At 46.6% G+C, this 25,977-nt stretch carries 25 protein-coding genes; 12 read left to right on the top strand and 13 right to left on the bottom strand.

All coding sequences use genetic code 11. From position 1 onward, the window contains the following. Both QT979_RS16200 and QT979_RS16195 read left to right on the top strand, forming a co-directional pair. Positions 1-216, top strand: a 216-nt coding sequence (locus tag QT979_RS16200; RefSeq protein ID WP_333311011.1) for a hypothetical protein, incomplete at its 5' end; no start/stop codon positions are given. 293 nt (positions 217-509) lie between these two features. Further along, on the top strand, positions 510-728 hold the full coding sequence (locus tag QT979_RS16195; RefSeq protein ID WP_333214357.1) for a hypothetical protein: 219 nt from the start codon (positions 510-512) through the stop codon (positions 726-728). Between the two features lie 67 nt (positions 729-795). Here the strand turns inward: QT979_RS16195 and QT979_RS16190 are convergent, their stop codons facing one another. Both QT979_RS16190 and QT979_RS16185 read right to left on the bottom strand, forming a co-directional pair. Continuing rightward, complete coding sequence (locus QT979_RS16190) at positions 796-1,584, bottom strand: SDR family oxidoreductase (protein ID WP_333214356.1); 789 nt, start codon at positions 1,582-1,584, stop codon at positions 796-798. Positions 1,585-1,923: 339 nt separating this feature from the next. Beyond that, positions 1,924-2,850 carry a nuclear transport factor 2 family protein gene (locus QT979_RS16185; protein ID WP_333214354.1) on the bottom strand — a complete coding sequence of 309 codons (927 nt, stop codon included), beginning with the start codon at positions 2,848-2,850 and terminating at the stop codon, positions 1,924-1,926. 192 nt (positions 2,851-3,042) lie between these two features. Between QT979_RS16185 and murG the strand changes: the two genes are divergently transcribed. Both murG and QT979_RS16175 read left to right on the top strand, forming a co-directional pair. Continuing rightward, the gene (gene murG, locus QT979_RS16180) at positions 3,043-4,140 is read left to right on the top strand and encodes an undecaprenyldiphospho-muramoylpentapeptide beta-N-acetylglucosaminyltransferase (protein ID WP_445304791.1); all 1,098 of its coding nucleotides are present in this window, start codon (positions 3,043-3,045) and stop codon (positions 4,138-4,140) included. 76 nt (positions 4,141-4,216) lie between these two features. After that, entirely contained in the window at positions 4,217-4,831 is a 615-nt protein-coding gene (locus tag QT979_RS16175; protein ID WP_333214353.1) for a hypothetical protein, read from the top strand. Here QT979_RS16175 and ureG read toward each other — a convergent pair. From ureG to QT979_RS16150, 5 genes are all read right to left on the bottom strand, one after another. Further along, on the bottom strand, positions 4,828-5,430 hold the full coding sequence (gene ureG, locus QT979_RS16170) for an urease accessory protein UreG (protein WP_333214351.1): 603 nt from the start codon (positions 5,428-5,430) through the stop codon (positions 4,828-4,830). The genes QT979_RS16175 and ureG overlap by 4 nt on opposite strands. Positions 5,431-5,466: 36 nt before the next feature. Next, the gene (locus QT979_RS16165; protein WP_333214379.1) at positions 5,467-6,180 is read right to left on the bottom strand and encodes an urease accessory protein UreF; all 714 of its coding nucleotides are present in this window, start codon (positions 6,178-6,180) and stop codon (positions 5,467-5,469) included. 137 nt (positions 6,181-6,317) lie between these two features. Then, positions 6,318-6,755, bottom strand: coding sequence for an urease accessory protein UreE (gene ureE / locus QT979_RS16160; protein ID WP_333214349.1), 438 nt, complete (start codon positions 6,753-6,755; stop codon positions 6,318-6,320). A gap of 430 nt (positions 6,756-7,185) precedes the next feature. Then, positions 7,186-7,677, bottom strand: a complete 492-nt coding sequence (locus tag QT979_RS16155) for a DUF4168 domain-containing protein (RefSeq protein ID WP_333214347.1) — start codon at positions 7,675-7,677, stop codon at positions 7,186-7,188. A gap of 282 nt (positions 7,678-7,959) precedes the next feature. Continuing rightward, positions 7,960-8,244: a hypothetical protein gene (locus QT979_RS16150; RefSeq protein WP_333311008.1), complete on the bottom strand. Its 285-nt coding sequence runs from the start codon at positions 8,242-8,244 to the stop codon at positions 7,960-7,962. A 331-nt stretch (positions 8,245-8,575) separates the two neighbouring features. On the opposite strand from QT979_RS16150, the gene QT979_RS16145 reads away from it, so the two are divergent. Together QT979_RS16145 and QT979_RS16140 are read left to right on the top strand one after the other, a co-directional pair. After that, complete coding sequence (locus tag QT979_RS16145) at positions 8,576-9,001, top strand: DoxX family protein (RefSeq protein ID WP_333311006.1); 426 nt, start codon at positions 8,576-8,578, stop codon at positions 8,999-9,001. Further along, the gene (locus QT979_RS16140; RefSeq protein WP_333311005.1) at positions 8,998-9,492 is read left to right on the top strand and encodes a DUF4385 domain-containing protein; all 495 of its coding nucleotides are present in this window, start codon (positions 8,998-9,000) and stop codon (positions 9,490-9,492) included. The genes QT979_RS16145 and QT979_RS16140 overlap by 4 nt, the downstream gene beginning before the upstream one ends. 122 nt (positions 9,493-9,614) lie before the next feature. Here the strand turns inward: QT979_RS16140 and QT979_RS16135 are convergent, their stop codons facing one another. The 4 genes from QT979_RS16135 to QT979_RS16120 form a co-directional block, all read right to left on the bottom strand. Then, positions 9,615-10,082, bottom strand: coding sequence for a regulatory protein RecX (locus QT979_RS16135; RefSeq protein ID WP_333311003.1), 468 nt, complete (start codon positions 10,080-10,082; stop codon positions 9,615-9,617). A 114-nt stretch (positions 10,083-10,196) separates the two neighbouring features. Beyond that, positions 10,197-10,607, bottom strand: coding sequence for an AbrB family transcriptional regulator (locus QT979_RS16130; protein ID WP_015177612.1), 411 nt, complete (start codon positions 10,605-10,607; stop codon positions 10,197-10,199). Positions 10,608-12,259: 1,652 nt separating this feature from the next. Continuing rightward, positions 12,260-13,960, bottom strand: coding sequence for a CHAT domain-containing protein (locus tag QT979_RS16125; protein ID WP_333214336.1), 1,701 nt, complete (start codon positions 13,958-13,960; stop codon positions 12,260-12,262). 4 nt (positions 13,961-13,964) lie between these two features. Beyond that, a complete protein-coding gene (locus tag QT979_RS16120) occupies positions 13,965-14,219 on the bottom strand; it encodes a hypothetical protein (RefSeq protein ID WP_333214334.1) in 255 nt (84 codons plus the stop codon). 1,412 nt (positions 14,220-15,631) lie between these two features. Between QT979_RS16120 and QT979_RS16115 the strand changes: the two genes are divergently transcribed. The 4 genes from QT979_RS16115 (at position 15,632) to QT979_RS16100 (ending at position 22,550) form a co-directional block, all read left to right on the top strand. Beyond that, a complete protein-coding gene (locus tag QT979_RS16115) occupies positions 15,632-20,338 on the top strand; it encodes a cadherin-like domain-containing protein (protein ID WP_333311000.1) in 4,707 nt (1,568 codons plus the stop codon). Between the two features lie 534 nt (positions 20,339-20,872). After that, positions 20,873-21,850, top strand: coding sequence for a threo-3-hydroxy-L-aspartate ammonia-lyase (locus tag QT979_RS16110; RefSeq protein ID WP_333216577.1), 978 nt, complete (start codon positions 20,873-20,875; stop codon positions 21,848-21,850). Between the two features lie 82 nt (positions 21,851-21,932). Continuing rightward, on the top strand, positions 21,933-22,238 hold the full coding sequence (locus QT979_RS16105) for a small RNA NsiR4-regulated ssr1528 family protein (protein WP_006635311.1): 306 nt from the start codon (positions 21,933-21,935) through the stop codon (positions 22,236-22,238). Positions 22,239-22,319: 81 nt separating this feature from the next. Further along, positions 22,320-22,550 (top strand): hypothetical protein, encoded by a 231-nt coding sequence (locus tag QT979_RS16100; RefSeq protein ID WP_333216575.1) that lies wholly within the window; start codon positions 22,320-22,322, stop codon positions 22,548-22,550. 261 nt (positions 22,551-22,811) lie between these two features. Here the strand turns inward: QT979_RS16100 and QT979_RS16095 are convergent, their stop codons facing one another. Continuing rightward, positions 22,812-23,729 (bottom strand): NAD(P)H-dependent glycerol-3-phosphate dehydrogenase, encoded by a 918-nt coding sequence (locus QT979_RS16095; RefSeq protein WP_333216574.1) that lies wholly within the window; start codon positions 23,727-23,729, stop codon positions 22,812-22,814. Positions 23,730-23,840: 111 nt separating this feature from the next. Then, complete coding sequence (locus QT979_RS16090) at positions 23,841-24,269, bottom strand: NUDIX hydrolase (RefSeq protein ID WP_333216572.1); 429 nt, start codon at positions 24,267-24,269, stop codon at positions 23,841-23,843. A 179-nt stretch (positions 24,270-24,448) separates the two neighbouring features. Between QT979_RS16090 and QT979_RS16085 the strand changes: the two genes are divergently transcribed. After that, entirely contained in the window at positions 24,449-25,369 is a 921-nt protein-coding gene (locus tag QT979_RS16085) for an alpha/beta hydrolase-fold protein (protein ID WP_333216570.1), read from the top strand. Positions 25,370-25,380: 11 nt separating this feature from the next. Then, positions 25,381-25,944, top strand: coding sequence for a hypothetical protein (locus QT979_RS16080; protein ID WP_333310997.1), 564 nt, complete (start codon positions 25,381-25,383; stop codon positions 25,942-25,944). Positions 25,945-25,977: the final 33 nt, after the last annotated feature.

The raw sequence follows: 25,977 nt of genomic DNA, 5'->3' as shown, positions 1-25,977 counted from the left end.
GTTTTGGCTGCAATACGAAAAAAAAACCCGGCCAAAATTGGTCGGGAGTTAATTAATCAGGGTGCATCTACTAATTTAGTCTCCGGTTCGAGGTGCACCTGTTCCGGACTGTTTGCGAAAATTTGGGAAAATTTGTGGTTTGGGGTGCGATCGCCAAAAAAAAACCCGGCCAAAATTGGTCGGGAGTTAATTAATCAGGGTGCATCTACCAATTAAGCTTCCTGAGAATTCCAGCGCCATCCGGACAACTTCAAACTTTATTCAGCATCACCGTCGATACCGAAAAAAAAAACCCCAAACCAGAATTGGTCGGGAGTTAATTAATCAGGGTGCATCTACCAATTAAGCTTCCTGAGAATTCCAGCCCCATCCGGACAACCTCAAATTTTATTCAGCATCACCGTCGATACCGCAAAAAAAACCCCAAACCAAAATTGGTCGGGAGTTAATTAATCAGGGTGCATCTACTAATTTAATCTCCCGCCTCACAGCACCTCTTTCAGGACAGTTTGGCAGAATTTGGAAGAATTTCTGGCGAGGGCGGGCGATCGCCAAAAAAAAACCCGACCAAAATTGGTCGGGATTTATTTAATCAGGGTGCATCTACTAATTTAGTCTCCGGTAAGGCAGCACCTGTTTCAGGACAGTTTGGCAGAATTTTGGAGAATGTGTGGCTAAAGGTGCGATCGCAAAAAAAAACCGGCCAAAATTGGTCGGGAGTTAATTAATCAGGGTGCATCTACCAATTAAGCTTCCTGAGAATTCCAGCCCCATCCGGACACTTACCACTAAAACTCACAACTCTTTTCGGTGAACCAGAGTTGCACTCGCTTGGTCTGTCGGAACTAGCAAGATTTCGCTAATATTGACGTGGGGCGATCGCGTCGTGCAAAAATACACGACATCGGCTACATCGTCAGCAGTCAGCGGTGTCAATCCTTGATAGACATTTTTTGCTTTTTCTGCATCGCCGTGAAACCGGACATTGCTAAATTCTGTTTCCACCAAACCGGGCTCTATTTCCGTCACTCGGACAGGTGTTCCCAAAAGGTCTTGTTTCAACCCTTCAGAAATAGCTCTCACTGCTGCTTTGGAAGCGCAATAAACATTACCTTTCGGATAAGCTTGGCGGCCTGCTATTGAGCCGATATTCACTACGTGGCCGCGGTCTCGGCTTACCATTCCCGGCACGATCGCGCGAGTCATGTAAAGCAAGCCTTTAACATTGGTATCAATCATTTCTTCCCAATCTTGGAAGTTGCCTTCGTGCAGTTTGTCTAAACCACGGCTCAATCCCGCATTGTTAATCAGAATATCGATGCTTTTCCAGGCATCGGGAAGCGCAGTTATCGCCGATTCGACTTGCGTGCGATCGCGCACGTCCAATTCTAGCAAATAAATCTCGTTCGCCGATGCAATCGATTTTGTTTCTACAAGTTCGTTTGCCAGTAGATCGAGCTTTTCAAGACGGCGGGCTGCTAAAATTAGTTTGGCTCCACCTTTGGCGAATATCTTGGCACAGGCAGCTCCGATACCGCTACTCGCACCTGTAATGAAAACAATTTGGTTTTGGATAGAAATCATTTTTTGTCAGTTGTTAGTTGACTGTTGACTGTCATTGGTTATTTGTTAGTTTGGTTATTTGTTAGTTGTTATTTGCTATAGCCTTTCTCGCTATAGTGAGGTATAGCCTTTCTCAGTAACATGAGGTACCCGACGGGCATAGGGCATAGGCCTCCGTGGGCATACCTCACCACGCTTGAGAACCGCTATATGTTTAATTCCTTGAATGAGATTTTTTTTATCTTCAAATATGTACCTCGTGTGACTAATAACCGCTATACCATTTACCACTTACTAATCACCAATCATCAATCACCCATTACCCATGCCCCATGCCCCATGCCCATAACACCTATTTTATTATTTGACAACCCGCAATCGCACACTAACTGTTGCAATTCCACCTTGTCGCATCAAAACTGCTGAAACCCACCGATTTTGGGGCGTAGCCGGAGCTTTACCTACTTTAAAAATTCCCCCGGAATTTAGCAACTCCAGCTCAACTTCTGAGGGATTAAAAAAGGTTTTTTCGGTAATGGGTTCCTCCAAAACAGTCCCTATTAAAATATCATCGCCGATCGGCTCTCGCACAATGGCATCAAAATGGTACTCTTCGCCCACCTTAACTTGCTCCGGCAAATTCACTTGAATTGTGGGAGGACTTTGGCCAGAAGTAAGCTGAGTTTGTTCTGCTAAAATCTCTTGACTAACTATTTTTTCACTTTCAAAGCGCTGTTGGGAACGGATGGTAGCTTTGAGAGTTAATTCTCTGCCATCCTTTTTTTGAGTGCCGGCAATTGTAGTTATGGTTTCTGCAATAATCGCGCTACCTTCGGTTTTCCAAGATTTGATCTCGGTGCGGTAATTTAAACTCGGATATCGCTCCCAGAGTTCGGTGAGAGCTTTGGCCATGCTTTGGCTGTTTAAGCCGTCAGAATGAGTGAAATTCGGGCTGTAAAATGCCATGACTGCTTTGACATCGCGCCGGTTGGCCGCTGCGTCAATTTCTGTTAGCACTTTTGTGAGTGGCGCAGGGGCATTTGCAGGGGTTTGGGCGATCGTTTGGGGAGTCGCCGCGATCGCACTGATCGCTCTTGCCGCACTAGGATGCAGCACGCCAGCACTTGCCACTGTTAAACATAACAACATTGGAGCGATCGACTGCCCGCAGTTAAAGCCAAAAACGATCGCGCGTTGGCGCAGCCCTCGAAGAGGATCGGCTTTTTCGTTCCGACGGCTGGAAAAATACTGAGATACACTTGGCACTAAATTCAAAAAATTACGCATTAGGTGATAATTTGGTTATTTGTCAGGAGTCGTGGCGCGGGCAACTGTTCGCCTGCAACGAAAACTGACAACGGAAGGACGGACACGGCACAATCTACAATCTAATTTTAGATTGCTGATTGAAAATTAGCTGAAACTGCCGGAATAATAAGCATAATAATCTAAAACCTCAAATATAAAATCGATTGACCTGTGGAACTTGTACTTGTAAAAGAAACAAAAACCTTGACAAAATCCCCCCTCCGTTTGTTAGTTGCAGCTAGCGGCACTGGTGGACATTTATTTCCCGCGATCGCCACCGCTAGTCAGTTGAACGACTGTCAGATCGAATGGCTAGGAGTCCCAGACCGCATGGAAACCGAGTTAGTTTCATCCCTTTACCCCCTCCACACGATCGCCGTTGAAGGCTTTCAGCAGCGATTTGGACTAGGTACTGTGCGAATTTTGGGCGGACTCGCCGGTTCGATTCTTCAAGTGCGGAAGTTGCTCAAAGCGGGAAATTTTCAGGGAGTGTTTACTACTGGCGGTTACATCGCGGCACCGGCAATTCTGGCGGCCCGTTCTTTGGGTTTGCCGGTGATTCTCCACGAATCTAATGCCATTCCGGGGAAGGTGACGCGCTGGTTTAGTCCTTTGTGCACTGCTGTGGCGATCGGATTTGAAGCAGCAGCCCAGCATTTACCCCGCGCCAAAACCGTTGTTGCTGGTACACCGGTGCGATCGCAATTCCTCGCCCCCCAACCTCTAAATTTGCCAATTCCTGACAATGTACCTGTAATTTTAGTCATGGGCGGCTCTCAAGGTGCTGTCGCCGTCAATAAGTTAGTGCGCGAGTGTGCTCCGGCTTGGTTTGATGCCGGTGCTTGGGTAGTTCACCTCACCGGAAATAATGACCCGGATGCTGAGAGTTTGAAACACGAGCAATATTTGTCGATGCCATTTTACGACAATGTGGCGAGTTTGTTGCAGCGAGCAAATTTAGCAATTAGTCGATCGGGCGCGAGTGCTCTGACAGAATTAGCAGTGACGGGCGTACCTTCTATTTTAATTCCTTTTCCTCACGCCGCTGACGACCACCAAAGATTTAATGCGGAAGTATTTGCTAAAGCCGGCGCCGCCGTGGTATTCCGTCAATGCGAACTGACAGCAGATGTGTTGCAAAGCAAAGTGTTGTATTTGTTAAGAGATTCCGAATATTTGGAAAAAATGTCTAAAGCTGCTGCTCAATTAGCGGTGACAGACAGTACAGAACGTTTGGCTAATTTGGTCAGGGAATTGGTAGTACGGTAGGGAGTGTTAAAGTAAATAGGCGATTCCCTTCGGGATAGCTTCGCTTAACGAGAATTTGTAATAAGGAGAAAGTCAAATGGCATACAGTGACTTTAATTTAGACAGAGTTTTGAAAACCTTTGACTTAGCTTATTCTGAAATAGTGGAAATCTTCACTCCTGCCCCCGAGTTAGAGTATAGCAGATTACTGACAGAAACTTTGCAAGAAAATCTGCCTGTAGCTCTCGGTAGCAATACAGAAAAATCGCGTTCGGAACTGATTATCGCGCCGATTTTAATGGAAGTGAGAAAACTTTTGCACCATCGCGTGAGCTTATTTTCTGGCATTGATTTTACTGTAGATGCTGAAAGAGGGCTGAATGGGAATTGTGATTTTTTGATAAGTCGATCGCCAGAATTGTTGATTGTAAAAGCCCCAGTCATTGCTATTGTAGAGGCTAAAAAGGAAAACATTAATTCGGGATTGGGACAGTGCATAGCTGAAATGCTAGCAGCTAAAATCTTCAACCAGCGCGAAGGTAATGAGATTACCACAATTTATGGGGCTGTCACTACAGGAGATAGGTGGAAATTCTTAAAACTCGAAGGACAAGCGGTTTTTGTTGAGACAACCGAAACTTTGCTTACCAATTTGGGTAAAATTTTGGGAATTTTAGCATTGGGAATGGACGATCGCGCGCTTAATCCCTAATTATCACCAATATTCAACTTAACAAAGTTAACTACTGATTCTAATCCTTCCTTTGTCTTCAAGTTAGTAAAAACAAAAGGTTTCTCCCCCCGCATTTTTTTCGCATCCCGTTCCATCACTCCCAAATCTGCTCCCACAAAAGGGGCGAGGTCTGTTTTATTAATGACCAACATATCAGATTTAGTAATTCCTGGCCCGCCTTTTCGTGGGATTTTATCGCCCGCAGCCACATCAATTACATAAATTGTTAAATCTACTAACTCCGGGCTAAAAGTTGCCGCCAAGTTATCGCCGCCGCTTTCTACAAACACTAAATCTAAATCAGTGAATTTGTGTTCTAACTCTTCTATAGCTACTAAGTTAATGGAAGCATCTTCGCGGATGGCTGTGTGGGGACAGCCTCCCGTTTCTACGCCCAAAATTCGATCGCTCTCTAAAGCTTGACTCCGAACCAAAAACTGGGCATCTTCCTGAGTATAGATATCATTGGTAACTACAGCAATCTGGTAGTGCTGTCGCAGTGACTTGCACAAAGCATCCAGTAAAGCTGTTTTCCCCGAACCAACCGGCCCAGCAATTCCTACACGAAAAGCACCCATAGCGATTTTAGATTTTAGATTTTAGATTTTAGATTTTCAACTGCGAAACAACCGAGTGTACTGAGTTTCGTGCGCCATGCTAGCCAGTCCTAATCCCCAACTGCAACTGCCAAGCTCATCATCTTCTAATTTTAAAACTTCTTGCGCCGTACAGCTAATTTGAGACTGCAAATCTAACAGTAACTGTTGACCGGCTGTTTGACCGAGGGGAATCAGTTTCACGCCCGCACTCGCCAAATTTGCAGCCCAACTGTACAAATATCCTAACACGGCCGCTTCCTCCTCAATCTGCCAGTTGGCGGCGGCAATGCCAAAGCCGATCGCAAAATTGCACGGATTGCCACCAAATTCCACCAAATCTTTTACACTTGTTGTTAACCTAGAAGCAACGGGCGATTCCCTGCGGGATAGCTTCGCTTCACGCAAATCCAGCAGCAACCTGACCAAAGTCCGCCCCATTTGCCAACTTTGCAAGCGCAACTCTTCCGTTTCCTTTGCAGCAGTCGCCCAAGCATTCCAGTAATTCAAAGCCGTCACATCCCCCATTTGTGCCGCCCTCAAAGCCCTTACCACCACCGCGGCTTCTACTCGAACAGCCCCGAATTGCAGCGAATTTTCTAACCAATTCCTCAAAGTAATCTCGCTGTCGATCGCACCGGTTTCTACCAGACTTTCGATTCCCTCAGAATAACTATAAGCTCCCACAGGTGCAAAAGCTAACTGCAACAAAGATAAAAGTTGATTGTTCACTGTTGACTGTTGACTGTTGACTGTTGACTGTTGACTGTTGACTTCTTGCTTCTTCAATAGCCGAAAGCAATTTAGTCATAAGCCCTCGGATTCATCGGTGGGAGTAAATCTAAAATCTAAAATCTAAAATCTAAAATCTAATGGCTGTGTCCATAAGCGCCCATTTCCGGCTGAAACGGCACAATTTCCTCTGTTACTTCCAAACCCATTTTTTCTAGCATTCCCTGCAACACAGAGTCGGGGGAAAGTCTTAAATAATTATCGGCAATTTCTAAAGCTACGTGACGGTTTCCTAAATGATAAGCCGCCCGCATCAGTAGCAGGGGACTTGATGCCCGCACTGTCAGCACCAGTTCGGGTTTTGCATTTACCAGTACCAAACAGCTACCGTCTTCCGACTGCAATAAATCTCGATCGCGCAATACTGTACCTCTGGGCAAATTCAGGTGCAGCTTTTGCCCCGTCTCTGTCTCGAATCTGTGGCGGCTGCGAGTGCGATCGTCCGCTGTCATGGGTAAAGTAAAGCTGACAACAGCATCCGGATTTGCAGGCAAATGTTTGGTGAAAGTTAGCATTTTTATATTCTATTCCTCAGAGCAATTCACTTGACATTTAGTTTTTGAGGAATATCTTTTTTATAGCCAAAGGAATAAGGAAGACTGAAGTTCCACTCTTGAGCTCATATTTCAGAAATTAAAAACGTCTTAATCGTGTTGGCGATCGCTATATCTCATTGCGATTTACAGCCAGTTGAAAAATATTCATCTCTCTGACCGCTCCCGTTCTGGCTTTATTACCAAATTTATGTTATTTTGTCAAGCACTTGATCGCAGGCGATCGCTTTTTTTTCAAAAAATTTTGCCTATCGTCTAGGAACTCGAACAATTTAAATCTCCAATATATTGTTGGGGGGAGTTCGCGGTTAGGCATCCTGCCTGCCCTGAACAAGCTTTTATGGAGAAGTCTAATAGAACGGGAGAGGAAGAAAGACTCAAATCCTCAAGCTTATTGATTGCCCGCTTGTTGCAGTCGCAGGAGCTCGGCTTGAATTCGCTGTTTGACTGCCGGATCAGCTTGCTGGAGCAAAGTGAGCTGGTTGAAGCGACTAACTGTCAAACCATAGGTTTCGATAGCTTTTTTAGCTTGTTGGCAATAATTCACTGCAATGCCACGAAAATTTCCAGACAGCCTATTAATTTCCTGAGTTTCGTTGCACACTACTCTGGGAACCGAACCCCCAGCCATTTTTTTAATTTCGTTATAAGCTTCCACCCGTCTGGGTTCTATTGCCAACACAGCACGAGCGTAGCTAGTAATTTCCTCGCTGGTAATATCTTGAGCTTGGGCTGCTGATCCGAAAACAAGGTTTGGAGATTGTCCATACAAACCAGGCGCCCATCCGCTAGCTAAAGCTGCTGCTGACAAGATGCCAAGCAACAGCGATTGTCGCAGCATCCGGTTTATGCCAAATTTAGAGGTGTTTATTGAGGTGTTCATGGTCGTCGGTGATTGATTGCGTGTAGATAAAAATGACACAGCGCTTGGAGGCTCAATCTTTTTGAATAATGTGGTGGGTAAAAAGTTCCTGCCGTTGGTGACTATTTTCAATTCCAGCAGGATGGTTGGGGATGTGCTAGGACGATCGACTTTTTAGCAAATTCAATAATTTCATTCATTATAACATCGGTCGGAAGTTGACAAAATTCAAACTTTAGATAGTAATTTTAATTACAGAGCATTCCCGAATTGCCTCTCCCAATAATTCTCAAAACGCAAATATTAAATAATTATAAAAATTATTGACAAATTACTTGCCTTAATTAGTCTCATCAAGGTAGGCGGTAGCAAAGCTATCTCTTTCCCCGCAAGGGTTCCCGTTCCCCGTAGGGGTTCCCGTAGGGTAGGGTAGGGAAGCGCCTGGAAGGCTAGGTCAAATTTAGCAGCAATCGCACTCATCAATTGCGGCGAAGATTTATTTAATGTTAAGCGGTGGTGCATTTGTCGATCGAGAAAATCCCCCACTGGTTGGGCTGCTGATGAAGCCAAAGCCGGAACAAAAATCATGTTTCACTACCCGAAGATAGAGACAGCAACAGGGCACTAGACATTAAAATCTTGTTATCAAAATGCGCGCTATCTGTTTTTGGCAGTCAACGCCCAGGCCTTCGATTCCAGTTCTCGCTTCCTCCAGTTTGGTGCTGTGAAAACTTGTCTGGGATTTACCCAGAAACCTGGGTTTTCTACGAAATAAAATCGTTACAGCCACCACCAAGAGCAGACAAACCCGGAAAGCTGGAATTTTTGGGCCTCAGCTTTATTGTCATCTCCATCGCAGATCGCAAATTTTGGCAAGCATTATCGCAGCAATTTAACAATTATTAATTACCCATTGCCCATGAAAAGTCAAAAAGAAATTTGGCGAGTTATTCTCGCAGTAGCTATCAGTATTGTAGGTGTGCTGCACTTTGCAGTACCCGCACCTTTTATCAGAATTGTGCCGCCCCAGCTTCCTTACCCGGAAGCCTTGGTTTATATCAGCGGTTTTTTCGAGATTTTGGGCGGAATTGGGCTATTAGTTCCTCCAGTGAGCAGGGCGGCGGCGTGGGGATTAATTGCCTTGTTTATTGCCGTGTTTCCAGCTAATATCAATCAAGCCGTCAAGAACATTCCGATAGAAGGGATTCCCCACAATCAATTACTGTACTGGTTGAGGCTGCCTTTTCAAGCTGTCTTCATTGCTTGGGCCTGGGTTTATACCCAACCAGACGAAGGTAAACCTCGGGCTTCTATAGTTCCAGATACAACAGAAAATGCCCGATGAAGCAGTTTGACTACCATGCGGATTTTAAGAACATCGACTTTCGACAGCACCCGGAACTTTATCGGGTAGGCAAAGGAGAACAGGGAGTGCTGTTGGTTGAACCCTACAAAGGAGAAATTCTGCCTTTCTGGAGATTTAAGACTCCTGAAATTGCCAGGGAGTCCAGCAGCAAAATTTACTCCATGTTTTTAGAGTATCTCGATCGCGAAGATTTTGTGGGAGCCGACATGGCCCGCAAGTTCTTGCAGATGGGGTATACTCGATCGCGTCGCTACGCCAACCACAAAAGCGGTCGAAAATACCAGCAAAACCCTCAAAAGCTGAAGTCTGTTGCAGAGCAAAACGCAGCTAGAAAAGATATTTTGCCACTAGAAGCAGATCCGGTCAAAGCAGAATCCGCGGCCATTTTTCAAGAGAAATGGATGCTGGCCAAAATCAACGAGAAATATCTCGAGCTTTTAGCCAGACACCGGCAGATGTACGAATCTTAGTTAGTCAACGCTGAGGATTGACATAAAGTTACAAAAACTCAGGACTTACACTTTAGCCCTGTCGGCAGCAGTGTAGGTGTGCTTGCCTATCGGGACCGCATCTATTTGCTTGGCCCTACTATTTACTCATCCTCTTCTTCCGCCTGCCACTGTCGCCAAATTTCAAAGGCATTAAATCCCCTGTATTGCAGGTAATTCAAGACTTTGCCCTTGGTTTTCGGATCGGTTTTACCCCAAGCATCTATCTTGTATTTCCGCATGACTTTGGCTTTTAATTCGGCCAGTTTTTCTGCTTCGGAGTCCTGATTTTCGGCAATTTCTTCTTCCCAGACTTGCTCGAACAAATCGTTGGTAATTCCTTTTTGCAGGCACTTGCGCTTGATGGCCGACTTCCCGTATTTGCCTGCACCAGAGGCGATCGAGTTTGCCACCAAGCGAGTGTCGGACTGATAGCCGCGGTCTTGAATTTGCGCGATCGCCTCCAATATTTCCTCATTGCCAAAACCTTTCTCTTGCCCCTTTTTGCGAAGTTCAGAGGCACTGTAGTCTTTGCGAGACAAGAGAAAATATAAATAGTCAAGACAGCTCATCAGTTCAATCGAAGGGTGGCGCGCAAATACTCGTATAGCGAATGCCTAATCCAGTCGCCTTGCTATCGGCTGACTGCATCGCGTGAAGCGAAGCTATCCCGCAGGGAATCGCCTTTATTCTTCTGTATCCTCCTCTTCATCATCCAATTCCACATCCGGTCTGTCCACATCGATCTGAATCAAGCGAATGTGCTTGTATCCGAGCTTAATTTCAAACTCGTCTCCCGGCTTTAATCCCATTTCTTGGGTATAATTTGCTCCGATCACGATCGAACCATTCTTGTGAACGCTAGCTCGATAACTCGCTTCTCGCCCGCGTCCGTCTGCTTTAGACTTCTCTAGCTCAATGCCCTTAGCAGCTAACACTGCATCGTAAAACTCAGCCAGATTAATCCGGGTTTCTCCACTTTTGCTGACTGTGAAGTAGCCGCAAAGCTTCGCAAGTTCTCTGCGCGGCAAATCACTGCCTTTGATTTTTTGAAGCAGACCTTTTCCTGTTAAGGGTGCTGTAGCTGTTTCTGCCATTGACCGTACCTCGCTTATTGGACTTTACTTATATCAATTACAACACATTAGATTAACTTTGTTTCACTGTCAATACTAAGAATTCTGAATATTAAGATTCTGGAGAAATTTCTGCGGTCTCAAGACCGGGGGTGCAAGTAAGGATGCTCGAAGGGCGATCAATTTGCTCCTCGCGGCCCAAATCCTTGTGTAAGGCTCTCTTGCGATCGCGCGGGGAATTTTTGTCGCAAATTAAATGTTTTACTTTTTTACAGTAAAGTCTGTTCCCTGCATTCACCAATCCCCGATTGTGTCTGCGGTCAAGGTCAAAATAAGACAGCCATGAATGGAAATACCTAGAACGCAGCCACTGTAAATCTGCCGAAAGCATTTACCAGCGCGGGGTTAACTTTTACCTCAACAAGACGAGGCAGCACTTGTTCTCGATGTCACTGCCAGCTACTTGTAAATTCTATTTTTCTGGCTGGAAATCCCCTCAAAACCCCAAATACCAACGAGCAATCTTCTATTAAGGTGTTGGGCATATAACTTCCACAGAACGCAGTCTGGGGAAGGCAATCCGGTAAAAATTGAAGGAAATTTCACCTCTTCGTTGAACAAGTTTAAGCTAAAACTCGACTCAATAGGCGCGGCGGCAGAAACATCGGGCAGCCACTAAGAGGGGGAATAGTTTTGATCGGGCGAGATTGCTTCGCGACTCTTAACACTTCGCCAGGAATCAGTAGATTTCTAGGGGGAACTGGCCGAAATCTTCCCCCTCCGGCCCCAAGCCAGAGAATTTGAGGTTATTTCCACAGGGGAATTGAAAAAGACCGAGTTTAATGCACAACAGCTTAAATGTTTGATGCACTACAAATTAGCAGCGGTTCCGACATGGAGTTTCGATGGAAATGTATTGGTTTCGAGTCGTGGCCTGTAAACTGCCATACTCTCAAAATTTATGCACGAACTGGAGGGGCGCGTCAATCGATTTTAGATTTGAGATTTTAGATTAAAGAATTGAAGCCTTGACGCCACGGATAAATTGGGGGACTCATTTATCGGATACAGGTTTTTTATTTCTGCACGGATGAATCACGTGGCGGGTATCCTGGATGCTGTCGGTCAAACTCACAGCCGCTTCCATAATTAATTATTGTGAAATATAGCAAGCGCGCTGACGGTGAGGACGTTCTTTATTGTGGCAACTCTGGCTTTTATTGTCTTGTGCCGAATGACGAATGCTCCTGCTGCCGAATCAGCCCGCTCAAAAACCCATACAACCCACCGACTCGTGTGGTGGAGAGATCACAATTTTAGAGTCTTGTTCAAGCTTCCAGATTCATCTGTGGAGTAAATCTAAAATCTCAAATCGTTCGACTCAGGGCTCAACCCGAAGTCTAAAATCTACAATCGACTGACAATTATATATCAAGCAGTCCCGGACTTACTCTCTCGACGAGAAACTCGGTTTCTTCCTCGATGCTTGGTTGGGCTGCTACTTATTTTCGGTAAAAACCGGCTTGATGAATGTAAGTCGGAGATTCGATCGAGCAGTATACTTGCGATCACTTTGCCAGCGGCGGCCGATCGCGAATGGCCAGCAAAAACCCCACCCAGTTTGGAGCCAGGCCAAGAGGGTCTCAATTAAGCATTGCAGTGGGCGATCGCTTTTAGTGACGTTGTTGCAGGTAATTTTGCGACAGGGGAGTTCGTACCGCCGGCAGTAACTCTTCTGGTTTCGGGCCTCGCTGGTTCGAGTACCGCCACCCAAAAAAGCCAGCACTCAAAGCAACGGATAACAAGCAAAGCATTAGGGTGACAAATTTTTTCGATCCCGGTTTTGTTAACGGTTTCTGAGTCGGTGCTGCGGCGCGAGTTGCTTGGATCACTGAACACTCAGAATTAGGAATAGAGGACGGCAAAGCCGTCGGTGAGTTCGGTGAATTAGTAGCATCGGCTCGATCTTTCTGGTGAACCCAATCCCTGCGATCTTTTAATTGGTCGGGAAAGTATTCCCAGACTTCGCCGTCAGAATTGTCTGACTCATGCGATCGATTGGCTGGGATTGGGGGGTATTGGGCGATCGCCGAAACCGAAGATGGGGCCTTCCATTCAGTACCCGCGAGCACCGGTTGCGTTCCCGGCGCGATTATGTGCACCATAGAACCTGATGTCGCACTGTGGGCTGGGGCGCCGGTCAAATAGCCGTCAAAGTCCGGGTGCTGGTAGAGAATCGGCAAAGCCCAGTATAGCTGGTGAGAACCGTAGGCAGAAATTAGCCCAGCTCTGGCCCGGCTCAGGCTGAGATCGACTGGATAACCTTGATTAAGGTTGCGGTAAAACAACCGCGTCAGAGTTAGGGCTACATCGTCGGGGATGCTTTCTGCCATTGCTAGCACTGCCGGAATGCCCCGCTTCACTAGAGCTTCGGTTAAGTTCCGTTCCGGGCTGTCGTCCGCGAGGTCTGAGGGGTCGCCGTAGGCGCCGCGGCAGGAGTTGAAGACGGCCATCTGAATACCGTTGTTCACGAGCAATCCAGCTAAGTCGTCGCCACTCAAGGTTTCGGTTAAGCCGGTGCGGCTGCTGACTAGGTAGAGTTCGCCACCTCTGGAACCTAAGTTGCTATGGCCTGCGTAGTGCAGGACTTGGTAGTGTCCTTGTTCTAGGGCTTGGGTAAGTTGTTCTCGATCGGGCTGTTCGAGAATAGTCAGTTGAATTTCCGGGCAATGGGGGCTGTTTTTGAGAGGATGACCGGTGCGGTTTTGGAGTTCTTGCTGCAAATGGAGCACTTCTCGCTTGAGCTGCAAGCTGTCTCGATCGCTCGGAGATGCGATCGCCATTAAAATTTTTAGTGGCCCGCCACTAGGCAGTATCCGGGTTTGTTTGAACAAACTTGTACCTGGTTGGTAGCGAGAAAACACGACATCTGTGCCGGTTGCCAAAGGGCGATCGCCGGCGTGCAGAACTTCCCACGGCAGTCGTGGCAAGCGTCGGCCTTTGAGTCCGAGTCGCAGTTGCAGCACTTCTCGGCGGTGCTGGGCGATGCCTTGAGCGCAAGTCCAGCTATCGCGCAAGTTTCCTTGAAACAGCCCGCTGTATAATTGTTGCCCCAGGGCTACTAAATTCGGCGCTGAGTTGTTTCCCGAACGGGAGAGGCCGCGACCCGCAAAACTGCTTCCCTGTACTGCTTTTCCTTGGAGCAAGCCCACCAGCGGGTCGTTCATCAGTTGAGAAGATAGTGCAAGCCATTCATTGATCGGCCAGCGGACTTGTTGTTCGGCTAAGGGTACACCGGGTGCAACCCTTTCTGTCCGCACTAGATATTCGTCGTCCCCAACGGGAGTGACTGAGAGTTGAAATTCCTGGCTCACGGATTTAGCGCCCTCCCGCCTTAATTCTGAATTTGCCTGCGTTTTTGCGGCTAGCAATAGCGAACGGCAAAATAATTTTTACTCTTTGAATCAAAGTTTCTGAATGCGCTTCCCCCGATCGGGCGATCGCTGAGGTCATATATATTTGTTCAAACACTTTGAGGATATAAAAGTTGTACTTTAATAACAGTTTATTAGTTTTGATTGCCCTGTGCCTCGGTGAAAGCCGAATTTTCTCCAATCTTGCTATCTTTAACATTTTGCACCTCTACCACAGACCCCTTTAGATTCGTCGTGAACTTGAGTTTCTCATTGCTGAGTAAAGTTAAATTGGAGGCACTTTACCAGGCGGATCTCTAGTTCTTATTAAAATTACTTCGGCTCTCGCCAACCGGTTTCAGGGCAATATCGCAGGGAAAGTTGAGTATTTTTTTTTTTTGGCGATCGGTCGATCGGTCTTTACCGCTTATCCTCTACCACCAACCCCCGATGTGCAATCTTGATTTTGTGTCAATTAATTAATTGGTCAGCCCTGGGTTCTCATCCGTAAGCCCCCCGCCCTCATCCTTAAGACCTCAGTGGCGATCGGTAATTGATAGTTGACTATCGATAATTGCTCATAACTTATTGCTAATTTACCGCTTTTATGATATGGAAAACTTTTAATTTAACTCTCTTAATCTAGTTACAGTTAAGCAGCAAAAATAAACGTCAGCAGCCAAGAACTCTCAACAATACAATGGCAATCAAATTATTCCGGTACTCTCAAGCAACCATCATTTTTGGCATCTAGAGGATTACGCCTCATCAGGCCGGTTTCTCGGAAAATTATTGGATTTGGTAGCGAAGCTTACAAAACAACTGGGTTTCGCAGCCTCGCCGTGGGTCATTCTCGCTCAAAATGCCGATCAAGCTTGCAACTGTCACCAAAAACGAATTCTGCGCCTATATTACTTTTTGGCAAATTTTGCAACCTGTCTTGAGATAGATATATTTTGGCAGAACTCTTAGTTGAGCCGAAAAAAAAACTTTTTCTCAATTCGCGAGGTTTCCTCGAATCGAGAGAAAATTCTGCAACTAAAAATTAGAACAAATATTTGTCCGGGCGAATTATCTAAATTTCTAATTAATCATCGGGAACTAAAATTAGGAGGGTGCTGTCGTTTAGTGAAGAGATTCAAATCCTAGGTCAGGGAAGGATTTGTCAAAGCTGGGAGTGTTACCAAAGTTCAATACACCAGCCTAGATCGGAAAAAAAGCAAGGGTAAAATTTGGGGGATACAGGTTTTGGGGAGTTATTTAGGAGTTGTCAGTCGCGAGTTTAAATTCAGCTAATTCACTGTAGAAATTACGTAGAAAATCTACAATCAGGAGCCCTTCGGCGCAGCTTACTGTAGAAAATACCGAGAACATCTCAAATGCTCGGAGCTTCGGCGCAATAATTACAGTGTAGGTTGCGGATCAATTAATTTTGGTACGCAATTGCAGAATATAAAACTCGTAACACAGCGAAAAAAACCTTGCCGTTTAAGTGGCATCTATAATAGTAAAGATGAGGAAACCAGCTCCTCTAGCAGGCGAAAGCATGAAGTTAAAAAAAATCTTCTGCAGCCTCCTGTTTGCTGATAAATTGATTCAAAGAAGCTTACCATTTTTTGGGAAATATCAACGATGGACGACCTAATTTCGTTGGAAGAAGGACAGGGAACACTTTTTCCAGTTAAAAAAGATGAAACAGAAAATCCTGTCGAGGGTTTAGGCAACAACAGCCCTAAACTTTCCGATAAGGAGTTAGACGATTTAATTAACCAAGCACTCGCCGAAAACACCGACGGCGTTACCACATTTCTGAATCAGTCTAACGGCGCATCCACAACAGGTGTGGGCGATGACGATGGCTTAGATGATGATGACGGTGACTTAGATGACGATGACTTAGATGACTTAGATGACTTAGATGATGACAACGATTTCCAGACCATCGGAGGTAATGATGACGATGACGATGACTTAGAAAATGACAACGGCATCGATCGCCGCCGAACCGTCGTCGGTACCGATGACGATGACCTCCTTGTCGCCACCGGCGAGCAGGAAGAGATATACGGCAAGAAAGGCAAGGACAAAATCAAAGGAAACCGTGGCAAAAAAAATAAAATCTACGGCGGTAAAAATGACGACGATTGCGAGGGCGGCGATGACGACGATGAAGTAAGAGGCGATCTCGGCAGCGATACCGTCATGGGCGGCAAAGGCAAGGACACCCTTAACGGTGGTAAAGATAACGATACCGTAATGGGCGGCAGCGGCGACGACATCTGCCAAGGTGATGACGGCGATGACTGGGCCCACGGCAACGAAGGAGATGATAAGCTTGACGGCGGCGCCGGCAACGATACCGTCTATGGCGGCAAAGGCGACGACGATTGTGAGGGCGGCGAAGGCAATGATGCCGTCAGAGGCGACACAGGCAAGGACAACGTTAGCGGCGGCACAGGCAACGATACGCTTAACGGCGGAAAAGATAACGATACCGTTAGCGGCGGTGTAGGCAGCGACGTTTGCAGTGGCGACGACGGCGACGACAACGTTAGCGGCGGCGACGGCAACGATAGCGTTAGCGGCGGTGTAGGCAGCGACGTTTGCAGTGGCGACGACGGCGACGACAGCGTTAGCGGCGGCATCGGCAACGATACCGTGATCGGCGGTGGCGGCAGCGACGTTTGCAGTGGCGACGACGGCGACGACAGCGTTAGCGGCGGCGACGGCGACGACAGCGTGATGGGCGGTGCTGGCAACGATACCCTCGTGACTGGCAACGGCAATGACCTGGCAGACGGCGGCGACGGCGACGACAGCGTTAGCGGCGGCGGCGACGGCGACGATACGCTGATGGGCGGCGAAGGCAACGATACGCTGATGGGCGGTACTGGCAACCATACCTGTATCGGCGGTGCTGGAGATGACGTTTATGTCGTGAGTAACAGTAACTCTGAGGCAAGTGCAGTCATCACTGACTTCGAGGACGGCAGCGACAAGTTTCTGCTGTTTGGCGACTTGAACTTTAGCAGCTTGACATTTATACAAATCGGTGTCAATACCGAAATTCGGGTCAATAACTTCGCCTTGGCGCTATTGTTGAATGTCAATGCAACGCTGATCACTGCGGCCGACTTTTTGGGAGTTAATCCTCAAACTCCCACTCAAACTCCAACTCAAACTCCCACTCCGACTCAAACTCCCACTCCGGTTTTTAACCCTCCGCAAGTGGGAGCTAATCAGCCCTTGACTGCTGGTTCCAGCGGAGGCGAGCAAACTATTACTTCTGAGTTGTTGCGGTTTGGCGATGACGAGCAAGGTCCTGGCGGCATAGTCTACAAGCTAACCGAGCTGCCCGATTCTACAACCGGCCAACTATTGTTGAATGGAGTCCCAGCACAAGTCGGTTCTACCTTCTCTCAAGCAGACATTAACGCAGGCTTGGTAAAATTCAAAGCGGCAGTAGGTTTTATCGGTGCGCTTAGTTTTGGTTTTGAAGTTAGCAACGGCAGAAGATCTGCCACTGGCCAGCGTTTTAGCTTGAATGTCGAGCAAAATGTCTTTAAGTTTGGTGGCACTACAGCACCTCAAGTTATTGTCGGTTCTGCGACGCTGGATAACGACATCGAAGGAAGCGATGGTGACGATAACATTACAGCCGGCAAAGGCAAAGACAAAATCATCGGCGGCAAAGGCAAGGACACAATTAAAGGCGGCGATGGCGATGACGATATCGACAGCGGCGATGACGATGATGATATCGAAGTTAGCCTAGGCAAAAACAAAATAAAAGCAGGCAAAGGCAACGACAAAGTTAAAGGTGGCGATGATGATGACGATATCGACGGCGGCGAGGATGATGACGATATCATCGGTGGTAAAGGCAAAAACACACTAAAAGGAGGCTTGGGCAACGACAAAATTCAAGGCGGCGATGATGATGATGAGATCGAAGGCGGCCTAGGAACCAATATTCTAATTGGGGGTAATGGAAAGGATCGCTTTATTTACCGCACTTCCCGCCAAGAGATTCAAACAGTTGTAGACGCTGACTTTATTACTGACTTTAATGTCGATGACGATGTTTTAGAGTTCTCTAACGCAGCTTTTAGTCTCAACGCTTCTATCTTGACCAAAGTGGACATTACTGCTACTTCTACTGTTGGCTCGATCGGCGGCGCTAATTTTCTCGACTTCACCGCGGATATCACTGTTCGCAGCATCACGACTTTGCAAGCGCGGTTTACAGAGTTGGGCGGCAACGGAGACGTGCCTATTTTCTGTCAGTTTATAGATGCCGATACCGGCCGTTTGGTGCTGGTATATGGTGTTGGGGCGCGCTTTGAACTTGTGGCCAGTTTCTCGGTGGACGTTCGCCTGACAGTCAATAACTTTGTCTTCACGGGCCCGCCACTAAATATTCCTGTCGGTACTGCTGGCCCTGACAATTTCAATTTCGGCACTTTTCCGGTCCCAGTTAATTTCAATGCTTTAGCAGGCGATGACAACATTGTCGGCAGCAATTTTAACGATACCATCAACGGCGGCGACGGCAACGATACCATCACCGGCGGCCTCGGTTTGGATGTCCTAAGCGGTGGCAGTGGTGCGGATCTGTTTGTTTACAGGACAACTAAAGAAGGCGGCGACAAAATTTCCGACTTTACTGTTGGGGTAGACAAATTCGAGTTTAGCGCGAGCGCTTTCGGCAATTTGACTACGACTAACTTTGACGGTGTTAGCGGTTCAACTCCTGACATTACTGGCAAAGAGTTCGTGATTTTCACAGGCGGCAGTTATGCCTCTTTGGAAGCTGCACAAGCTAAAGCCTTGGGCAATTCTACAAGTGCTGGTTTCTTCGCATTTACTAATGCCTCGAACGAGACGGTGTTGTATTTTGACTCGAACGGTACCGTAGCCGGTGGTTCTACCTTGATTGCGAATCTGGGTACTGCTGCTAGCAATCTGGGAACGGCGGACTTTGTATTTACAGGTACGATCGCACCTTCTGCCAGTGGTACTACTACCAACTCAGGTAGCGTTGCGGATTTAACTGCTGCTGGAAACACTTTCCCCGTCGCCTTTAACAATTTCGGTTCTGGTGCTGGCGGTTACAACTTCACATCTCCTGTCTTGTTTACCGGCAATGACAGTGCTAACAGCGTCACTGGTACTGAGTTTGCTGACATCTTCAGCGGCGGTTCTGGTGCAGATGTTCTGACTGGCGGTGCTGGTGCGGATCTGTTTGTTTACAAAGCAGTAGGCGAAGGCGGTGATACGATTACTGACTTTACTGCTGGAACTGACAAATTCGAGTTTAGCGCGAGCGCTTTCGGCAATTTGACTACGACTAACTTTGACGGTGTTAGCGGTTCAACTCCTGACATTACTGGCAAAGAGTTCGTGATTTTCACAGGCGGCAGTTATGCCTCTTTGGAAGCTGCACAAGCTAAAGCCTTGGGCAATTCTACAAGTGCTGGTTTCTTCGCATTTACTAATGCCTCGAACGAGACGGTGTTGTATTTTGACTCGAACGGTACCGTAGCCGGTGGTTCTACCTTGATTGCGAATCTGGGTACTGCTGCTAGCAATCTGGGAACGGCGGACTTTGTATTTACAGGTACGATCGCACCTTCTGCCAGTGGTACTACTACCAACTCAGGTAGCGTTGCGGATTTAACTGCTGCTGGAAACACTTTCCCCGTCGCCTTTAACAATTTCGGTTCTGGTGCTGGCGGTTACAACTTCACATCTCCTGTCTTGTTTACCGGAGATGCGGCTGATAACAGCGTCACTGGTACTGAGTTTGCTGACATCTTCAGCGGCGGCAGCGGTGCGGACATTTTCGACGGCGGTTTGGGTAACGACAGCATTTCCGGCGACGATGGTAATGACAGCCTCTTCGGCGGTGGCGGTAGCGATACTCTCAACGGCGGCATCGGGAATGACACTTTAATAGGTGGTGTGGGAACCAATGTTCTCAACGGCGGTGCTGGTTTAGATGTGTTTGTGTTCAGCGGAACTACTGCTGACGGCGGCGACTTAATTACCAATTACAGCATTGCTGATGATGTAATTAACCTCGACAGCACTGGCTTTGCAGGCTTTACCACCGGAGTGTCCTTGGCTTCGAGTTTCTACGCTTACAGCAGCACAGTGTCTGATGTAACTGTGTTTGAAGCAACTTTAACCGGGCCGTCCATCATGGCTATCTACGACGGTTTGTCTACTAAACTGTATTACGATAGCAACGGTTCTACGGTTGGTGGTAACAGTTTGTTTGCTACTGTCGATGTCAATTTGGGACCGACCGGTAATTCTGAATTGTTCTTGTTCTAAACGGCAAGAATCCTAATCGGGATATCGGTACGGTTAGGGACACAGCGATGCTGTGTCCCTACAATACAGAGGTAAGGACATAGTAATACTGTGTCCTTTTTTTTGTAATTGTTTAACAATTTAGTCGCTCTTTTTTGGGCAGAAAAATGGCATTGCCGTGTCTTCTTTTGCGTTGGTGTCGATGGTTGAAGTCGATCGCACTCGCGAGGGCAATTTCACCATCCAATTCGGTTTATTTTACCCGTTACCCGAAATCAGGACACTGCGCCGTGCCGTTTCCCTACAATTAATCGGGCGGTGGTTAAATTTGTATTCATTAATCCCTTTCCTCTGCAAGTACAAACTCCCCTTTAATTTTTGATAATAAATTGTCATAATTTTGATTTTAGTCAACAATTTTTTTAACCATTAAGCGCAACACCTAATAATTCTTGCCCTCCAAAATATAATAAAAATTTATAATTTAATGGTAGGAGTGAAGCGGGGAATGCCCACCCTACAAATACAGTCCTCGATCGCCCAAATCTAAAATCTATGAGTGCCTCATTCAGTGCCCAAAATTCCTTGCCAGTCAGTTTCGCCGAGGTGGATGCGGCGGCAAATCGATTGCAGGGCAAAGCTTTCAAGACGCCGGTGCTGACTTCGGAAACTTTCAACAAACGCACAAATTCTCAGGTATTTTTCAAGTGCGAGAACTTTCAGCGCACGGGTTCGTTTAAATTTCGGGGTGCTTGCAATGCTTTGATGCAGCTATCTGAAGCCGAAAAACAGCGGGGAGTGCTAACTTTTTCTTCGGGAAATCACGCGCAGGCGATCGCCCTTGCGGCCCAGTTGTTACAAATTCCTGCTACTGTTGTCATGCCAGCAGATGCGCCAAAAGTCAAGCAAGAGGCGACTCGCGGCTACGGTGCAGAGATTATTTTGTACGATCGCACTCAAGTTTCCCGCGAAGACTTAACCGCTAAAATTGGCGCAGAACGACACTTAACAATTATTCCTCCTTACGATCATCCGTGGGTAATTGCGGGACAAGGTACGGCGGCACTGGAATTAATCGCAGAAGTTGGGGAGTTGGATTTGCTGCTGGTTTGCTGCGGTGGCGGGGGTTTGCTGTCGGGATGCGCGCTCTCCGCAAAAACTTTGTCTCCGCAGTGTAAAGTAATAGGAGTAGAACCGGAGCAAGCAGACGATGCGACGCGATCGTTCCGCACGAAAACGCTACAAACTGTTACTAACCCAGATACGATTGCTGATGGTGCGCGCACGCCATCTTTGGGAAAATTAACCTTTCCTTTGGTGCTGCATTACGTTGATGATATGGCAACAGTTTCAGAAGAGGCAATTCGCCAGACAATGTTTTTTATGTGGGAACGCATGAAGATAGTTGTTGAACCGACGGGAGTGTTAGCAGCGGCGGCTTTGTTGTCAGGTGTTGTGCAGGCTAAAAATGCGAGGATTGGCGTGATTGTTAGCGGCGGAAATGTGGATTTGAGCGAAGTCAATCGATTTTAGATTTTAGATTTTAGATTGAATAATTTATGTAGCAGATTCTCTGATAAAATGCTTGCACAGCAAACTTTGATAACACAGCACAATGTCTTCAGAAACAAACTCAGCGGCTCAATCTACAACTGGTGCAGATGCGATCGATGTTGCGATCGCCTCTGGAATCGACTTTGACGGTACTCCGATTCCGCAAGCAAAATTAGACCTCTACAAGCAAGTGATGGGATTAGAAGCCGGCAGACAGCGCAGTGGCGTGTCAAATACCATGCGATCGCGCATTGTCCGAATCGGTGTCAAACATCTGCCTCAAAACGAGCTCGATAAAATGCTTGTTGCTGCTGACTTCGCCCCGCTGAAAGATAAAGAAGTTGCGTTTTATTACGGCGGAAAGTAGAATTATCTACCCTTCTAGATAGATGAACAGTCATCTCTGGATAGGTCAAACTTGGAACAAATCCTAGCAGAAGGTCAGTTTATGAACACTAACGGTAGTACAGTCATCAGCAACCTCGAGTATGATTTGTTAACAGTTTTGCAAAACAAGTCGGAAGCTTTGAAAGCCTACGAAACTTACATGAAAGATGCTCAAGAAACCGGTTCTCAGCCTTGTGCTGAGCTGTTTCAAAAATTGCAGCAAGCTGACATGGAACACGCCCAGGAAATTCGCCAGCACCTTCAACAGGTAATGCAGCACGGCAAGATGTAAAGCTGGTGTAACTTGCTGTGCAAGTTATGAGTTATGAGTTAAGTAGCAGCTATGAGTTAAAGAGTTTTGGATTCACAACTCATCTTCAATTCTTTAAACTCTTTCTCTACCGAGCGCTCAAAACATCAATCTGACCGCTCAACCAATGTCGCTTACAACTCTTAATTCATAAGTAGCAACTGCTGACACCACTTCTTGAAACTTCAGCTACGGGTAGGGGCTTAGGCGTTGCTTAAGTCCTTACCTATCCAGTGATACAGGTTATAAAATCTCCGGTTTCAAAGCTCGTTCCATCAAGGATAAAACGGCTTGCTCAGCAGTAATTTCACCATTTAATAAGCGATAAACTTGACGAGAAACAGGCACTTCAATGCCGCGTTGATTAGCCAAATCAATCAACACATTAGTAGTATTGACTCCCTCAGCAGTGCTCTGCAATTCGTGCAAAATTTGCTCTAAAGATTTGCCTTCAGCCAATCCGAAACCAACCCGATAATTGCGCGATAAAGGACTGTTGCAAGTAGCGAGCAAATCTCCCAAACCAGACAAACCATAAAAAGTTTCTGCGCGAGCTCCCAAACGAGCTCCCACCCGAATCATTTCTGGCAAAGCGCGAGTCAGCAAAGCAGATTTAGCATTAGTTCCTAATTGTAAACCGTCACAAACACCAGCGGCGATCGCAAACACATTTTTCAAAGTTCCACCTAACTCAGTCCCCAGCGGGTCTTCATTCACATAAACCCGAAAAATATCGGAACTGTAAATATTTTGGACTTGTTTGGCCGCCGCTAAATCCGAACTCGCCGCTACCGTTGCAGCCGGCAATCCCTGCTGAATTTCCTCGGAAAGATTGGGGCCGGAAAGTACCACAATTGAATTGTTAGGAAAAGCATTTTGCCAAATTTGAGACGGAGTGCGTGTGCTCGCAGGGTCTAAACCTTTGGTGACAGTCACTATAATTGTACTGGGACTTAACTCTAACGCCAAAAGTCGATCGACTGTTGCGCCCACCCCTTTCATCGAAACTGCCGAAACAACAACATTCGCACCCGTTATAACTGAGTCTAGATTAACAGAACTGCTGCGCGACCACAAATTAACTCGATCGCCTTTTTTGCCTCCCAGATTTGCCAAGGCCGAACCCCAAGCACCTCCACCTAATATTGTCAAGCTTGCCATAGAATTTAGTTTAATGAATTTAACCGCAGATTAACACAGATAAATCACCGATAAATCATAGCAATCAATTTGCGTTAATCCGCGTGCATCGGCGGTTAACAAATCCTCACCCTACAAACGTGGCCGCAATCCATAATGACGGTAACGCCAATAATCTCGTAAAATGCGATCGTGATCGAAACACAATTCACGAGGAATCTGGCAAGATTCAAAAATTTTTAAACTTTTAGCATCGTCGGCGGCTTGAGGTTCGCCCGTTGCAGAAGCCAAGAATACAATACTAATAGTGTGTTGGCGGGTGTCGCGATTGGGGTCAGAGTAAACGTAAAATTGCTCGATTAATTCTACATTCAAGCTCGTTTCTTCTAAAGCTTCGCGTTTGGCTGCCGTTTCTACCGATTCCCCGTAATCGACAAACCCGCCGGGAAGTGCCCAGCCGTAGGGAATATTGCGGCGTTCGATGAGTACGATCGGGCGGTGCGGGCGATCGGCTAATTCGATGATAATATCAACTGTAGGAGCGGGATTTTGATAAGTCATACCATTTTAGATTAAAAAAGTGAAGAATTTAACATCGTTGCAGTTTAACTGTGGAACGGGTTCCAGAGACCGTTGAAGTTTAGCTGCACAATGTGCGATCGACCTCACCTACAGTTCTACAATATACTTGCATATAATGTACAGATTGCGATCGCTGACCAAAAAGAGAGATTGAAAGTATGCCTAAGTGGCTGGGAAAAGTTTTAGGTATCGGTACGGGTACAATCATCCTCCTCGGTGCGACTGGATACTGGTACGTTTTTATTGCCGGGGCACCTCAGTTAGACCCTCCGAAAGTAGTAGTAGATGCCAACTTAAATTTTGAACTCAAAACATATAAAAGTGCAGCTATGAATTCAGAGCGCACCTACGGTTTAATTTTGCCACCGGGGTACGCAAAAAATCTCAAACAGCGCTATCCAGTCATTTTTTTGCTGCACGGCGGGCACGGAGACGCGCGCGCTTATCAGGACAAAGCCGCTGTTACTTCTGTGCTTCACGATTTATATAAAAGCAAAAGATTGCCGCCATCAATTGTAATTACTCCTGACGGGAACGACAAGCGGGGTACGAGTCCTTTGTGGGACCCGCAGTATTTTGACGGGCCCAACGGTAAGGTGGGAAGTGCGATCGGCTCCGAGTTAGTATCGATCGTAAAATCGCGCTACAGAACGCTGGAAGACCCCGAATTCTGGGCAATGGGAGGACAATCTTCAGGGGGTTGGGGAGCTTTTAATATCGGTTTGCGTTACTTGAAGAATTTTAATATTCTGTTCAGCCACAGTGGTTATTTTACAGATCAAAGTGGCAAGGCTAACAGTCCTAAATATTTAGTGGAAAAACTCCCTGTTAAAGATAAACAGCAGTTGCGCGCTTATTTGGATGCGGGGGAAGCAGACGAAAAATATCTGATTTCCACTCAACAGTTTCACGAGCAATTAAACAGTTTGGGTATAGCCAACGAGTTTAACAAATTTCCGGGAGGACACGGGATTGTTGGCCCAGATGTCGGTTGGAATTATTGGCACAAGCATTTAGCCGATTCTTTGAGCTATGTTGGAAAACAGTTTAAAATATCACTGGCAACACAGAAAAATTAGAAAGGTCAACAGTGTTACCCCAAAAAACTAGGATTGGACTCTGGACTGCATCATTTTTAACCGGATTGGTAGGAGTTATTAACTTGCTGTCTGCTGTAACTCCCAGTTTACCCGATCGCCGAAATTGGTTGGAGCCGTTTTTTCCTTTTCCCGTGCGTGCGGGCGGGCATTTTTTTGCAGCAGTTATCGGATTTATGCTGCTAACTTTGGCAACTAATTTGTTGCGGCGCAAGCGGATTGCTTGGTTGCTGACTGTGGGATTGTTAATCGTTTCTATTGTAATTCATTTAGTCAAGGGATTGGATGTTGAAGAAAGCTTGCTTTCAGGGGTGCTGCTGTTTCAGTTGTTGGTGATGCGACAGACATTCACAGCTAAATCAGATCGCCCTTCAATTGCTCAAGGAATTCGGGTTTTGCTGGGGGCTTTGCTGTTTACGCTGGCTTACGGGACGGCGGGTTTTTATATTCTGGATGGGGGTTTTCAAGTTAACGGACAAGCGGTTAATTTCGATTGGGACGATGCTATATTCCAGCCCACATTCCGCAGATATTCAAGCAGAGGTAAAGGAAGATAGATTTGGCAACAATAAACTCCCAAACGATTGCAC

The organism is Microcoleus sp. w2-18bC1 (assembly GCF_036700365.1).
GTDB lineage: Bacteria > Cyanobacteriota > Cyanobacteriia > Cyanobacteriales > Microcoleaceae > Microcoleus.
Note: the sequence above shows the minus strand (reverse complement) of the source record. Positions and strands in the feature narration are given on the sequence as shown.

Coding starts and splice junctions, on each gene's coding strand:
- QT979_RS16190 (WP_333214356.1), bottom strand. CDS start 1,584: ATGATTTCTATCCAAAACCAAATTGTTTTCATTACAGGTGCGAGTAGC.
- QT979_RS16185 (WP_333214354.1), bottom strand. CDS start 2,850: ATGCGTAATTTTTTGAATTTAGTGCCAAGTGTATCTCAGTATTTTTCC.
- QT979_RS16175 (WP_333214353.1), top strand. CDS start 4,217: ATGGCATACAGTGACTTTAATTTAGACAGAGTTTTGAAAACCTTTGAC.
- ureG (WP_333214351.1), bottom strand. CDS start 5,430: ATGGGTGCTTTTCGTGTAGGAATTGCTGGGCCGGTTGGTTCGGGGAAA.
- ureE (WP_333214349.1), bottom strand. CDS start 6,755: ATGCTAACTTTCACCAAACATTTGCCTGCAAATCCGGATGCTGTTGTC.
- QT979_RS16155 (WP_333214347.1), bottom strand. CDS start 7,677: ATGAACACCTCAATAAACACCTCTAAATTTGGCATAAACCGGATGCTG.
- QT979_RS16150 (WP_333311008.1), bottom strand. CDS start 8,244: ATGATTTTTGTTCCGGCTTTGGCTTCATCAGCAGCCCAACCAGTGGGG.
- QT979_RS16145 (WP_333311006.1), top strand. CDS start 8,576: ATGAAAAGTCAAAAAGAAATTTGGCGAGTTATTCTCGCAGTAGCTATC.
- QT979_RS16140 (WP_333311005.1), top strand. CDS start 8,998: ATGAAGCAGTTTGACTACCATGCGGATTTTAAGAACATCGACTTTCGA.
- QT979_RS16135 (WP_333311003.1), bottom strand. CDS start 10,082: ATGAGCTGTCTTGACTATTTATATTTTCTCTTGTCTCGCAAAGACTAC.
- QT979_RS16130 (WP_015177612.1), bottom strand. CDS start 10,607: ATGGCAGAAACAGCTACAGCACCCTTAACAGGAAAAGGTCTGCTTCAA.
- QT979_RS16120 (WP_333214334.1), bottom strand. CDS start 14,219: ATGTTAAAGATAGCAAGATTGGAGAAAATTCGGCTTTCACCGAGGCAC.
- QT979_RS16115 (WP_333311000.1), top strand. CDS start 15,632: ATGGACGACCTAATTTCGTTGGAAGAAGGACAGGGAACACTTTTTCCA.
- QT979_RS16110 (WP_333216577.1), top strand. CDS start 20,873: ATGAGTGCCTCATTCAGTGCCCAAAATTCCTTGCCAGTCAGTTTCGCC.
- QT979_RS16105 (WP_006635311.1), top strand. CDS start 21,933: ATGTCTTCAGAAACAAACTCAGCGGCTCAATCTACAACTGGTGCAGAT.
- QT979_RS16100 (WP_333216575.1), top strand. CDS start 22,320: ATGAACACTAACGGTAGTACAGTCATCAGCAACCTCGAGTATGATTTG.
- QT979_RS16095 (WP_333216574.1), bottom strand. CDS start 23,729: ATGGCAAGCTTGACAATATTAGGTGGAGGTGCTTGGGGTTCGGCCTTG.
- QT979_RS16090 (WP_333216572.1), bottom strand. CDS start 24,269: ATGACTTATCAAAATCCCGCTCCTACAGTTGATATTATCATCGAATTA.
- QT979_RS16085 (WP_333216570.1), top strand. CDS start 24,449: ATGCCTAAGTGGCTGGGAAAAGTTTTAGGTATCGGTACGGGTACAATC.